Source organism: Propionivibrio sp., assembly GCF_041441355.1.
Taxonomy (GTDB): Bacteria; Pseudomonadota; Gammaproteobacteria; order Burkholderiales; family Rhodocyclaceae; genus Propionivibrio.
In genome coordinates, this window is record NZ_JASDTF010000007.1 from 1 (window position 1) to 12,363 (window position 12,363).

The following is a 12,363-nucleotide window of genomic DNA, read 5'->3' on the forward strand; positions in this document are numbered from 1 at the left end:
CGGCGAACACCTCACTCCCTCACGCTGTTACACCACTTCCCGGGACACCGCCCAAACCCACGCAACACCCCGCCAAACACCGCTCGACATGAACACGCAACAACAAAAATGTTCGCACTCGCACCTAGGCTCTCCCAGAACTGAAACGTCCCAAGAATGCAACACCCGCCCACCCACTTTCGGGTACGGCCATAAAAAAAGGCGTGGGAATGTAAAAAAACCACGAGCCCTATGCACAAGAAAAAGAAGCTGTGCTATAGTTCGCGGCTCTGCGGAGAGGTGGCAGAGTGGTCGATTGTACCTGACTCGAAATCAGGCGTTGGGCAACCAACCGAGGGTTCGAATCCCTCCCTCTCCGCCAGAACGACACAAGGCCCTTCGGGGCCTTTTGTTTTTTCAGAGATCTTGTAACGCTCTAACCGCTCTAGCACTTCCGAGAAGTCCCCCATGGGAACAAAGCCGGGGACAAACCAGAGACTATCTGGAACGGAATTACATGGAGCTGGGGGTGCATCACGCCCCCCCACCCATCGCCTTTGCGACTGCCATGGGGAAGCTGCCGGCGGGGCTATCTCGAAAAAACCGGGCGGCACATCAAGGCAAGACCTGATTCTGTAAGCCCTGCAATCTCCCCCGAGACTTGGTTTATGCCTTCACCAAGCAACCACCACGCGTTCCCGTATCGCCGGACGGTGATGTTCGATTTTTTACACAAGTGCAATGCTTTTGTTCTTTGTTTCTCTAGATTCATTCGTTACTTAAAGTTATCGGCGAGGTCGCGTTTGAGGCGCCCTGCCTTCAATGTGTCTGAAAACAATACGCCCCTTGGATAGGTCATAAGGTGAAAGCTCAAGCGACACCTTGTCGCCTGCAATGATTCGGATGTGATGCTTACGCATCTTTCCTGCAGTGTACGCAACCAAGGAATGTCCGTTGTCCAGGACGATTTGGAAGCGTGAATCCGGGAGAACTTCCGAGACAGTACCTTGCATTTCGAGCAATTCTTCTTTGGCCATGAGAGGTTCCAGAGTGAAGGGCGTAATGTGGCCTATCTTGCGGCTGCAAAATAGATGATGTGCCATTGCTCGGCCTTGCTTTTACCTGCTTTCGTCGTTATGCCGAACGACACTGGCTTGCTTCAGGCGCCTTGAAAAAGACGTTGAATTTGATGCTGAAGGGAATGGACAAAGAGCTCTTCGCCCTTTGTAATTTCTGAACCGGCGCTAACGGTTCATGCTTTGTCTTTAGTCTCGCGGTCGAGAGATGACCTGACCATGAATAACATGGACAGAAAGACATTCAGAGGAGGGGGAGGGCCGTCAATCCGGCCGAAAACACCCAAAAACACTGGGCATCACAAGTGCTTGATGATACAGGAAATATGCCTGGATGGCAATTCCATTGCCGCAACCACGCCGAACCAAACCGCATTTTCAACGCTTTAGTGCGCCTTCGCTCTAGATTTCCCAAACCACCAAGGGGATCTGGCGTTTGCCTGATCCCACCAAACAGCCACAGCAACCGGATCGGGCGCAGTCTGCGGGGAGACATACTTTCCCCTCCCCGCACGAAAACCGTGTCTGCTACGCGTGCCGCACAAGCTCAAAGCGGTCGATAGAACCCGCTTTCGGCGACATCCACGACCAGCGGGTGCAAGCCCTTCTCTTTGACAAACGCAGCCCCGGCCTCCGTTGTAATGGCCTGGCTTCCGCGGCCGCACACGAACCCTTTGTGCATGATCAAGCGCCCTCCGACCATGCTCATGACCGGAGCCTGTACGTCGAGGTTCAAGACCGAAATGTCAGCATCCGCGCCCGGTCGGAAGTGGCCTTTTTGAGTCAGCCCGAGAATGCGCGCGGGGTTGTAGCTCGTCTTCTGCACGAATTCCTTCATCGTCAGCGCTTGCAGTTTCACAAGCGCCAACCCCATGGGCACGATGACGTTACGAGGAATGCCGCCGCCATCGGTACTGAGGCAATCGACGGCAAACGCGCCGGACGGTCGTTTGGCGGTGGCGAGGCGCAGGCGGGGTTCAGCCGGATTCACTTTGAAACTCACGGTCGTGTCCGTGTCGTGCGCCCGCCAGTGCGCAAGCGCCTTGCCGCCCGTCGCGAGCACCATCTGGCCGCCTTCTTCCAGATTGATGTGCGCCCAGCCGGCAACGATGGCTTCGGCAAGGCCCGCTTCGGTTTTCTCGAAGCCGCCCATGGCGAGATTGGTTTGAGTCTGCAAGCTCTCCGGAACGCCCTGCGAGCATTTGGCGCTCGTACCGTTCATCGGCGAGAGGTAAGACTCGGAACGCAGGGCGGGATTGTCGATCAGCGCCGAGAGCGCTTCCTCGACTTCCACCATGTAGGGACGTTTGAGTCCGCGCGTGTAGCTGTTGATGTGCGCCACATGCAGGGCCTGGCCGTTGGCCAGTTTGACCGCATCGAGGAAGCCATCGATGTTTGAGCCGTTGCTCAGCGTACCGCAATGGAAAGCGACATAGGCCCGATGGCGATTCACGAGTTCGATTGCTCGTGCCGTCGCGTCCATGGTCAGCGGGTAGTGCCCGCCCAGAAGTTTAAGCCCCAGCCCGCCCTGGCGCAGGCAGCGTACCAGAAGCGCCTGCAGTTCGGCGTCGCTCGGATTTTCGTTCGAAACAGTGTGCTCCGGGCGCACATACTCGATGCTGGCGATGTTCAGGCCAGCCCCATGGTCGCGCGCCAAATCCCACACGCCCTCGACCGGCCCGGCCATATCGAGCGCCGTGGTCACCCCAGCCAACGCCAGCATCTTGTGCCCGTAACGACCGCCGACCCAGTTGGAGAAATGCGTGTGCAAATCGACGATACCAGGGACGACATGCTGACCGCTGACGTCAAACACCTCGCGGGCCTGCGTCGGATTCAGTCCAGGTGCAATCTCGGCGATTTTGCCGTCCTCGATGGCGACGTCCATGACCGCTTCTTGGTCGCTTGCATAGTCGACCACCGTCCCGTTTTGCAGTAGCACATCGTACTGATACGACATTTTCACACCTCCATTGTCGATTTCACCCGCTCATTTCCGGAGCAAACGCCGAAAAACGCCGCGCCATTTCACCAATTTCAAAGCCCCAGTGATCCGTGCTTTAGGAGCCTCAGGTCCTCGATCCCGAGACACGGAACTGCAATCGTAGCCGAGCGCAGCGGTGAGGACGAGACAATGACCAAAAAAACACACCCCCAGCACGAGCCCCATGCATAGCATGGGTTGCCACACACAAACCGCCTGCACCGCCTCCGCCAAGCAGTACAATGCCAAACAGAAATCAGGGACAGCCCCATCCCGGACCTGGTGCTCCAGAAGCCTCCGGCGAATGGCTGCTCAAGAACAATGCCTTTCAGACCGGCGCGATGCACAACTCCACCTCCCACGCCCCCAACAAAGACGCCCTGCAGCGGCCGCAACTGCTGCTCGACGTTCTGCAACAATTCCGAGTGATCTACGGTTCGATGCGCCAACACTTCCGCGAGGTCGAACAGCGCTGCGGTCTCCCAGGCACCCAGATGTGGTTGCTGCAGGAAGTGCAGAGCAACCCCGGGGTTGGCATCACCGCACTTGCCGTACGTCTCGGCATCCACCAATCGACGTGCAGTCAGCTGGTTGAAAAACTGGTCGAGGCGGGATATGTCGAAAAGGTGAAACAGAAGAGTGACCGGCGCCGGATCGGACTGGCGCTTTGCGACAAGGGGATCGACGCCTTGTCCAAACTTCCCGGACCAGCCGAGGGCATCCTGCCGGCTGCGCTCGACACCTTGCCGGACGTCGTGCTTAAGACCTTGCAGATCAATCTCAAGGAATTGGTCGACAGCCTCGCGCACAAAGACGATGCGTACGCAGCAACGCCGCTGGCCGACATCGTCCGCCAATAACACGCCTCGGTGCTCCTGCCTTCGCCGCAGTGATCCCAGACCGTTCACCGAGGCTGTGTCATGATCCGACTCTCCGTCCAAGCTCAGCCTTGTCCCGTTTGCGGTAGCGACGCCGCCCCCTACGACGTGGTCGATTTCAACAAATCCTGCGTCGAGGAACGCGGCCTCTACCTCACCCCTTCGGGCGTTCCCATCTACTACTTCCTGTGCCCGTCCTGCGGTTTCCTGTTCGCGCCAGAGTTCAAAAACTGGACCGCCGAAGACTTCGCCCGCCACGTCTACAACGCGGATTACCATCGCGTTGACCCCGACTTCGACGGCACACGCTCGCAAATCAACGCCCAAGGCCTGCTCAAGCTGTTCCCGGCGAACGCAAAGCTACGCCACCTCGATTACGGCGGCGGCGAAGGGCACCTCAGCCTGATGCTACAGGCTGCGGGGTGGGACAGCCAGTCCTACGACCCCTATGCAGGTCGCGGCACACCCCTGCCCGCAGACGCACGCTTCGACCTCATCACTTCTTTCGAAGTCTTCGAGCACCTTCCTGCCCCGCGCCCACTGCTTGACGAACTGTCCGCCCGCCTCAGCGACCCCGGTCTGCTGATTTTCTCCACCCTGCTCTCGGACGGCCACCTGCAACGCCCGCGCCGCATCGACTGGTGGTACATCTCGCCGCGCAACGGCCACATCAGCATCTACGCCGAGCAAACCCTGCGCCGCCTAGCCAACGAATACGACTTCCGCTACAAGAGCCCGCTGCCCGGTTTGCATTTCTTCTGGAAGCGCCTGCCGGCCTGGGCCGAACACCTGCGTGCCGGGCTCGAGTAAACACCAAAGAAAAAGGCCGGTCATCCCGGCCTTTTTTCAGGTTCGCCGCCCGCAGGCTCAGGCGCGGATCGTCTCCTGCCCGCCCATGTAGGGACGCAAGGCTTCCGGAACGGTGATGCTGCCGTCGGCGTTCTGGTAGTTTTCGAGCACTGCCACGAGCGTGCGCCCGACAGCGAGGCCCGAGCCATTGAGCGTATGCACCGCCTCAGGCTTGTTCTTCTCGTTGCGTACGCGCGCCTGCATGCGCCGAGCCTGGAAGGCCTCGAAATTCGAGCAGGAAGAAATCTCGCGATAGGTGTTCTGTGCCGGTAGCCAGACTTCGAGGTCATAGGTCTTGGCCGACGAAAAGCCCATGTCGCCGGTGCACAGCACCACGCGGCGGTACGGCAGGCCAAGCTTCTCGAGAATGACCTCGGCGTGACGGGTCAACGCTTCGTGCGCGTCGTTCGACTGCTCGGCGGTGACGACCTGCACCAACTCGACCTTGTCGAACTGGTGCTGCCGGATCATGCCACGCGTATCCTTGCCGTACGAGCCGGCCTCGGAGCGGAAGCACGGCGTATGGCAGACGAACTTCATCGGCAGCGCCTCGGCGGCGAGGATTTCGTCGCGTACGATATTGGTCACCGGCACTTCGGCGGTCGGAATGAGGTAGAGCGGGTCGGCATCCTGGCGCGGCACCTTGAAAAGGTCGGCCTCGAACTTGGGCAGCTGCCCGGTCCCGAACATGCTTTCAGCATTGACGAGGTAAGGCGTATAGACCTCGGTATAACCATGCTCCTGGCTGTGCGTGTCGAGCATGAACTGGGCGAGCGCGCGATGCAGACGGGCCAAACCGCCCTTGAGCAGGGAAAAGCGGGCACCGGAAATCTTGGCCGCAGCGGAAAAATCGAGCTGCCCCAGGCCTTCACCGAGATCGACGTGATCGCGCACCGGGAAGTCGAAGACGCGGGGCGCCCCCCAGCGATGGACCTCGACGTTGCCACTCTCGTCGCGGCCGGCCGGAACGCTCTCCTGCGGCAGGTTGGGGATGACGGCGACGAAAGCGTCGAACTCTTTGAGCAAGTCGGCCAGGCGCACCTCGCAGGCTTCGAGATCGGCCTTGAGCGCGGCAACCTCGGCCATCACCCCGGAAGCATCCTCGCCTTTGGCTTTCAACTGCCCGATCTGCTTGGAGAGGCTGTTGCGCGAAGCCTGCAGGTCCTGCGTCCGCGTCTGCAAGTCCTTGCGCTCGCTTTCGAGGGCCAGGAAGCCCGCCGTGTCGAGCGTGTAGCCGCGCGTCGCAAGGCGTGCAGCGACGGCATCGAGATTGTTGCGCAACAGTTGAATGTCCAGCATCGTCAGTCCTTTGTCTCAATTCGCCAGAAAATAAAAAAGCTCGGCCGAGCGCGCGGGTCTTGCTTGCCTTCGCGCCCGGCCCGTATTCCTCGTCATTCCTTCTCGGCTTTCGCCTTGCGGTCGAGTTCGCGCAATTGCGCGAGCTTCTCGCTGATCTTGATCTCCAGCCCGCGCTCGACCGGCCGGTACCAATCGACGCGCGGCATGCCTTCGGGGAAATAGTTTTCCCCCGCCGCGTAGCCGCCGGCTTCGTCGTGCGCGTAGCGGTAGTCCTTGCCGTAGTCGAGGCTCTTCATCAGGCGCGTCGGTGCGTTGCGCAAGTGCAACGGCACCGGCCGCGAGCCATCTTTGGCAATGAAGGCCCTCGCGGCATTATACGCGACGTAACCAGCGTTCGATTTGGCGGCCACGGCGAGGTAGATCACCGCCTGCGCCAGCGCCAGCTCACCCTCGGGTGAGCCCAGGCGCTCGTAGGTCGCCGCCGCCTCGCCGGCCAGCTGGGCCGCACGCGGATCGGCCAGACCGACGTCTTCCCAGGCCATGCGCACGATGCGCCGAGCAAGGTAGCGCGGGTCGGCGCCGCCGTCGAGCATGCGGCAGAACCAGTACAGGGCAGCATCGGGATTGGAGCCGCGTACCGATTTGTGCAGCGCCGAGATCTGGTCGTAGAAGGCATCGCCGCCCTTGTCGAAGCGACGCAGGCTCTGGGCCAGCGTACTGTCGATGAAATCGCCATCGACCTGCGCGACTCCGGCTGTCCGCGACGCGGTATCGACCTGCTCAAGCAGGTTGATCAGTCGACGCGCATCGCCGTCGGCCTGCCCGATCAGGCGGTCGCGCGCCGCCGCATCGAAAGCGAGGTGCGGCAGCGCGTGCGCCGCAGCACGGTCGAACAACTCGCCCATCTCGGCTTCCGACAGGGCGTAGAGTACATAGACGCTGGCGCGCGACAGGAGCGCCGAGTTCACCTCGAAGGACGGGTTCTCGGTCGTCGCCCCGACCAGCGTCAGCAGGCCGCTCTCGACGAAGGGCAGGAAGGCGTCCTGCTGCGCCTTGTTGAAGCGATGGACTTCGTCGATGAAGAGGATGGTCGGCCGCCCGTGGGCGCGTAAAGCCTCGGCGTGTGCCACCGCCTCGCGGATGTCCTTCACGCCGGAGAAGACCGCCGACAGCGCGACGAACTCAGCGTCGAAAGCATCGGCCATCAGGCGCGCGATCGTCGTCTTGCCGACGCCCGGCGGCCCCCAAAGAATCAGTGAATGCGGCTTGCGCGCCTCGAAGGCGAGGCGCAGCGGCTTGCCTGGCCCGAGTAGATGGCGCTGGCCGATCACCTCATCGATGCTTGCCGGGCGCAGCGCCTCGGCAAGCGGCACGGCCGGCGCGCTGGCGAAAAGATCGCTCACGGCGGATGGTCCTTTACTCGCCGATGACGTCCACTCCGGGCGGCGGCGTGAACTTGAAGAGCGTCGGGGCCAGCGCCGGATTGCGCTCGCTGCGACCGAAGACGAGGCGCGTCGTCTGGCCAAAGTTGTCGAACAACTCCATCGCCTTGAGCTCGTCACCGGCAAAACCGATCAAGAGTCGCTCAAAGCCGCTGTCGGGCGTCTTGGGCGTCGCCTCCAGCCACTCGAAACCGTCGCGCGTCCCCGCCTCACGCAGGGTAAAGCGGTTTTCCAGCGCGCTGCGCCCGCCGCCCTTGCCGTCCGGCGCGCCGACGAGCAGCGCCGCCGGCGTGCTGCCCAGCGCAGCGTCGAACTTGCGCACCGTCACCTGGCGCAGGTCGGGGTCGTACATCCAGACTTTTTCGCCGTCGCCGACGAGTTGCTGCTTGTAGGGCTTGTCGATCAGCCAGGCGAACTTGCCAGGACGCGAGATCAGCATCGTCCCAGACGAGGTTTGCGGCGCCTTGCCGCTCTTGCCGACAACGGTCTGGGTAAATTCAGCGCGCAGCGTGCGCGTGGTGTCGAGAAAGCGCTGCATTTTCTCGACGGCCGCGGCCTGTGCCGCGCCCACCGCCGCCAGCAAAGCGACGGCCAACAGGGTACGTTTCATCAACTCTCTTCCTTGCGCGACAGGACTTCACGTCCACCGCGTGCATCCATGGCCGAGACGAGCCCGGCCTTTTCCATCGCCTCGATCAACCGCGCCGAGCGGTTGTAACCAATGCGCAAATGCCGCTGGACCAGCGAAATCGAGGCCCGGCGGTTCTTCAAAACGACTTCGACGGCCTGATCGTAGAGCGGATCGGACTCGCCGTTACCGCCGCCCTCGCTCTCGTTGGGCAGCCCGTCTTCGTCGCTCTCGCCGCTGCTCAACACGCCTTCGACGTAGTCCGGCGCGCCAGCGCGCTTGAGATAATCGACGACGTGATGCACCTCCTCGTCGGCAACGAAGGCGCCATGCACCCGCGTCGGGTAACCCGTACCGGGCGCGAGGTAGAGCATGTCGCCCTGCCCGAGCAACGCTTCGGCCCCCATTTGATCGAGGATGGTGCGCGAATCGATCTTCGACGACACCTGGAAGGAGATGCGGGTCGGGATGTTGGCCTTGATCAGACCGGTGATCACATCGACCGACGGGCGCTGCGTCGCCAGAATCAGGTGAATACCCGCCGCCCGCGCCTTCTGGGCGAGTCGCGCGATCAACTGCTCGACTTTCTTGCCGGCGACCATCATCAGATCGGCCAGTTCGTCGATGACCACCACGATGTGCGGCATCGTCGTCAGCGGCTCGGGGGCTTCCGGCGTCAACGAGAGCGGGTTGGGCACCTTCTTGCCGGCCTTCTCGCCGTCCTTGATGCGGTGATTGAGGCTGGCGATGTTGCGCACCCCAACCGCCGACATGACCTTGTAACGCTTTTCCATCTCGGCGACGCACCAGTTGAGCGCGTTCGCCGCCTGCTTCATATCCACCACCACCGGCGCCAGCAGGTGTGGAATACCTTCGTAGATCGACAGTTCGAGCATCTTGGGGTCGACCAGGATGAGGCGCACCTGATCGGGCTCGGACTTGTAAAGCAGAGAGAGGATCATCGCGTTGATGCCCACCGACTTGCCCGAGCCCGTCGTCCCGGCAACCAGCAGGTGCGGCATCTTGGCCAGGTCGACGACCACCGGCTGGCCGCCGATGTCCTTGCCCAGCGTCATCGCCAGCGGCGAACTCATGCTGTGGTAGGCGCTGCTCGAGATGATCTCGGAGAGGCGCACCGTCTGCCGTTTCGGATTGGGCAGTTCGAGCGCCATGCACGACTTTCCGGGCACCGTCTCGACGACGCGGATCGACACCATCGACAGGGCGCGTGCCATATCCTTCGCCAGGTTGACGATCTGCGCACCTTTGACGCCCACCGCCGGTTCGATTTCGTAGCGCGTGATCACCGGTCCCGGATAGGCCGCCAGCACGCGCACCTCGACGCCGAAGTCGGCCAACTTGCGCTCGATCAGACGCGAGGTGTATTCGAGGCTCTCGTTGGTCACCCGCTCGGTCTGCGCCGGCGCCGGCTCCAGCAGGTGCAAGGGCGGCAACAGGCCGCCCAGCACCGCCTCGGGGAAGAGCGGAGTCTGGCGCTCGCGCTCGATGCGCTTTTCGACCTTGGCCGGCAGCGGCTCGGACTTGGGTGCGGGCGGTTCGATGATGATCGGTTCGTGCGTTTCGACGCGTTTCTTCTCGACCTCCACGACCGCTTCGCGTTCGCGCGCCACCTCGCGCCCGATGCGCCGGTCCTGCCAGCTTTCCGCCAGCCAGCGCAGGCCGGTATAACAGCCTTCGACCAGCGCCCCGAGCCGCTCCGCAGCCGAAAGCCAGGACATCCCCGAGAGCAGGCTCCAACCGACGCCAAAGGCACAGAGCAGGAACAGCGTCGCCCCGGTATAGCCAAGGTAGCGCACGCACAGGGCGCCGAGTTCCATGCCCAGCATGCCGCCGGGCGCCAGTGGTAGTTGCGCCGGATGGGTGTAGAAGCGCAGCGATTCGAGGGCGCAACTGGCCATCAGCAAAATGAGGAAGCCGCCCAGGGCGATGTACAGGGGCCGCCGGTCGCTCATCCGAAACCCGTCGAGGCGGCGGTAGCCCGACCAGACCAGCATCACGAGCAGCATCACCCACCACCAGGCCGAAATGCCAAAAACATAAAGAAGGAGATCCGCAAGCCAGGCGCCGCTGCGGCCGGCGGGATTCTGCAACACAGCATTGGGGATGGCGTGCGACCAGCCGGGGTCGGCGCGGTGGTATCCCGCCAACGCCAGGCCGAGATACAGGGCGAGCGCGACCAGCGCCAGCCAGCGCGACTCCTGCAGCACGACGGCGATCTTCTCCGGCAAAGGGCTCGCCTCGTCGGCGGCGCCGACGCGCCGGGCGCGCTTAGCGGAATCTTGGGATTTAACAGCCATCGGTTGTCCGGGTTGCCAAACAAGGGGCCATTATAGCCGGCCGAACCCGGCAAACCGCATCGCGGAACGGAAGCTCAATCGACGGCCAGGATCAGGCAGCCTTCCTCGCTGCGCACGTAACCGCGGCTCTCCAGGTCCTTCATCACCCGGCTGACCATCTCGCGCGAAGCGCCGACCATCTTGGCCATGTCCTGCTTGCTGACCTTGCGCCGGATAACCCGTCGCCCATCCTCGAGTTCGGAAAAATCGAGCAGCAGTTTGGCGACCCGCCCGTAGACGTCCAGCAGGGCCAGGCTTTCGATCTTGCGGTTGGCTTCGCGCAGGCGGTCGGCCAAACTCTTCATGATGTTCAGGCACAAATCGACGTTCTCCGAGAGGGCATGGGCGAAGTCCGACTTGGCGATGACCAGGAGTTCGCAGGGTTCGCAGGAGACGACGTCGGCCGAACGCGGGGAACCGTCGATCAGGCTCATCTCGCCGAAACACTCGCCGGCACCGAGCAAGGTCAGGATGACTTCCCGCCCTTCGACGTCGCGATTGAGCACCTTCGCGCTGCCGCTCACGAGAACGTAGAGGGCATCGGTCTTGTCACCGACCCGCACCAGGGTCGTATTGCGCGGAACCTTGCGCACCCCGGCCATGCGTGCGATTTGATAGACTTGGTTCTCCGGCAGCCCTGCGAAGAGCGGAATCGACCGCAGCAGGAGAAGAGGCGATCTGCGCCCGACGGACAGCTGTTCCATGCGCACTCTTTTCTTCGAAATGAGTCATAAGGATGACATGCCCGTCGGCATAAGCCAACGTCGTCATTGCCGAATGAATATTAGAGAAACATGATTTGACATTATCCTGACGCTATAATCCCTCACTGCCTTATCTTACTGCAAGGAGTCGAAATGACCTCTACCCCGCGCCACTGCCGCCTGCTCATCCTGGGCTCCGGCCCCGCCGGCTACACCGCCGCGGTCTACGCCGCCCGTGCCAACCTCAAGCCGGTGCTGATCACCGGTCTCGCGCAAGGCGGCCAGCTGATGACCACCACCGAGGTCGACAACTGGCCGGCTGATGCCGACGGCGTTCAAGGTCCCGAGTTGATGCAGCGCTTCGAAGCGCACGCGCGGCGTTTCGAAACCGAGATCATTTTCGACCACATCCATACCGCCAAACTGGGCGACAAGCCCTTCACGCTGATCGGCGACGCCGGCACCTACACCTGCGATGCGCTGATCATCGCCACCGGCGCCTCGGCGCAATACCTCGGACTGCCTTCCGAAGAAGCCTTCATGGGCAAAGGCGTCTCGGGCTGCGCGACCTGCGACGGGTTCTTCTACCGCAACAAGCCGGTCGCCGTGGTCGGCGGCGGCAACACTGCGGTCGAAGAAGCCCTCTACCTGGCCAACATCGCCAGCCACGTCACCCTGATCCACCGCCGCGACAAGCTGCGCAGCGAGAAGATCATGCAGGACAAACTCTTCGAGAAGGCTGCCGCGGGCAAGGTCACACTGGCCTGGAACAGCATGCTCGACGAAGTCCTGGGCGATGCCAAGGGCGTCACTGGCGCGCGCCTGAAGAGCACGGCCGACGGCAGCACCACCGACATCGCCGTCGACGGCGTGTTCATCGCCATCGGCCACAAGCCGAACACCGACCTCTTCGTCGGCCAACTCGAAATGGAGAACGGCTACCTCGTCACGCAAGGTGGCCGCAACGGCAATGCGACGCAGACCAGTATCCCCGGCGTCTTCGCCGCCGGCGACGTGCAGGATCACATCTATCGCCAAGCCTGTACTTCGGCCGGAACCGGCTGCATGGCCGCGCTCGACGCCGAGAAATACCTCGATCAGCTCGCCGGCTGATCGCCCCTCGTCGCAACCCAGCGGGACGGTCCTTGCCGTCCCGCGTTCATTTCC

10 protein-coding genes and 1 tRNA gene are annotated in these 12,363 nt (G+C 62.3%); 4 read left to right on the forward strand and 7 right to left on the reverse strand.

What is annotated here, in order from left to right; all coding sequences use genetic code 11:
- Positions 1 to 273: 273 nt before the first annotated feature.
- Positions 274 to 361, forward strand: a tRNA-Ser gene (locus tag QMB55_RS02790).
- A gap of 403 nt (positions 362 to 764) precedes the next feature.
- Here QMB55_RS02790 and infA read toward each other — a convergent pair.
- Both infA and QMB55_RS02800 read right to left on the reverse strand, forming a co-directional pair.
- Positions 765 to 1,016 carry a translation initiation factor IF-1 gene (gene infA / locus QMB55_RS02795; RefSeq protein WP_497587139.1) on the reverse strand — a complete coding sequence of 84 codons (252 nt, stop codon included), beginning with the start codon at positions 1,014 to 1,016 and terminating at the stop codon, positions 765 to 767.
- 586 nt (positions 1,017 to 1,602) lie between these two features.
- The gene (locus QMB55_RS02800; RefSeq protein WP_497587140.1) at positions 1,603 to 3,015 is read right to left on the reverse strand and encodes an amidohydrolase family protein; all 1,413 of its coding nucleotides are present in this window, start codon (positions 3,013 to 3,015) and stop codon (positions 1,603 to 1,605) included.
- 266 nt (positions 3,016 to 3,281) lie between these two features.
- Between QMB55_RS02800 and QMB55_RS02805 the strand changes: the two genes are divergently transcribed.
- Together QMB55_RS02805 and QMB55_RS02810 are read left to right on the forward strand one after the other, a co-directional pair.
- Positions 3,282 to 3,899 carry a MarR family winged helix-turn-helix transcriptional regulator gene (locus QMB55_RS02805; RefSeq protein WP_497587141.1) on the forward strand — a complete coding sequence of 206 codons (618 nt, stop codon included), beginning with the start codon at positions 3,282 to 3,284 and terminating at the stop codon, positions 3,897 to 3,899.
- A 60-nt stretch (positions 3,900 to 3,959) separates the two neighbouring features.
- Positions 3,960 to 4,727, forward strand: coding sequence for a class I SAM-dependent methyltransferase (locus tag QMB55_RS02810; RefSeq protein WP_497587142.1), 768 nt, complete (start codon positions 3,960 to 3,962; stop codon positions 4,725 to 4,727).
- Between the two features lie 57 nt (positions 4,728 to 4,784).
- On the opposite strand, the gene serS is transcribed toward QMB55_RS02810, so the two are convergent.
- From serS to QMB55_RS02835, 5 genes are all read right to left on the reverse strand, one after another.
- On the reverse strand, positions 4,785 to 6,065 hold the full coding sequence (gene serS, locus QMB55_RS02815; RefSeq protein ID WP_497587143.1) for a serine--tRNA ligase: 1,281 nt from the start codon (positions 6,063 to 6,065) through the stop codon (positions 4,785 to 4,787).
- A 92-nt stretch (positions 6,066 to 6,157) separates the two neighbouring features.
- Positions 6,158 to 7,468: a replication-associated recombination protein A gene (locus QMB55_RS02820; RefSeq protein ID WP_497587144.1), complete on the reverse strand. Its 1,311-nt coding sequence runs from the start codon at positions 7,466 to 7,468 to the stop codon at positions 6,158 to 6,160.
- 13 nt (positions 7,469 to 7,481) lie between these two features.
- Positions 7,482 to 8,117 (reverse strand): outer membrane lipoprotein periplasmic chaperone LolA, encoded by a 636-nt coding sequence (lolA, locus tag QMB55_RS02825; protein ID WP_497587145.1) that lies wholly within the window; start codon positions 8,115 to 8,117, stop codon positions 7,482 to 7,484.
- A complete protein-coding gene (locus QMB55_RS02830; RefSeq protein ID WP_497587146.1) occupies positions 8,117 to 10,453 on the reverse strand; it encodes a DNA translocase FtsK in 2,337 nt (778 codons plus the stop codon). Before QMB55_RS02830 ends, lolA begins: the two co-directional genes overlap by 1 nt.
- 74 nt (positions 10,454 to 10,527) lie before the next feature.
- Complete coding sequence (locus QMB55_RS02835; protein WP_497587147.1) at positions 10,528 to 11,196, reverse strand: Crp/Fnr family transcriptional regulator; 669 nt, start codon at positions 11,194 to 11,196, stop codon at positions 10,528 to 10,530.
- A 153-nt stretch (positions 11,197 to 11,349) separates the two neighbouring features.
- Between QMB55_RS02835 and trxB the strand changes: the two genes are divergently transcribed.
- Entirely contained in the window at positions 11,350 to 12,309 is a 960-nt protein-coding gene (gene trxB, locus QMB55_RS02840) for a thioredoxin-disulfide reductase (protein WP_497587148.1), read from the forward strand.
- Positions 12,310 to 12,363 lie beyond the last annotated feature (54 nt).

Excerpts from the sequence above, each read along its gene's own strand:
- QMB55_RS02805 (WP_497587141.1), top strand. The coding sequence starts at position 3,282 with ATGCCAAACAGAAATCAGGGACAGCCCCATCCCGGACCTGGTGCTCCA.
- trxB (WP_497587148.1), top strand. The coding sequence starts at position 11,350 with ATGACCTCTACCCCGCGCCACTGCCGCCTGCTCATCCTGGGCTCCGGC.
- QMB55_RS02830 (WP_497587146.1), bottom strand. The coding sequence starts at position 10,453 with ATGGCTGTTAAATCCCAAGATTCCGCTAAGCGCGCCCGGCGCGTCGGC.
- QMB55_RS02800 (WP_497587140.1), bottom strand. The coding sequence starts at position 3,015 with ATGTCGTATCAGTACGATGTGCTACTGCAAAACGGGACGGTGGTCGAC.
- lolA (WP_497587145.1), bottom strand. The coding sequence starts at position 8,117 with ATGAAACGTACCCTGTTGGCCGTCGCTTTGCTGGCGGCGGTGGGCGCG.
- QMB55_RS02835 (WP_497587147.1), bottom strand. The coding sequence starts at position 11,196 with ATGGAACAGCTGTCCGTCGGGCGCAGATCGCCTCTTCTCCTGCTGCGG.
- infA (WP_497587139.1), bottom strand. The coding sequence starts at position 1,016 with ATGGCCAAAGAAGAATTGCTCGAAATGCAAGGTACTGTCTCGGAAGTT.
- serS (WP_497587143.1), bottom strand. The coding sequence starts at position 6,065 with ATGCTGGACATTCAACTGTTGCGCAACAATCTCGATGCCGTCGCTGCA.
- QMB55_RS02810 (WP_497587142.1), top strand. The coding sequence starts at position 3,960 with ATGATCCGACTCTCCGTCCAAGCTCAGCCTTGTCCCGTTTGCGGTAGC.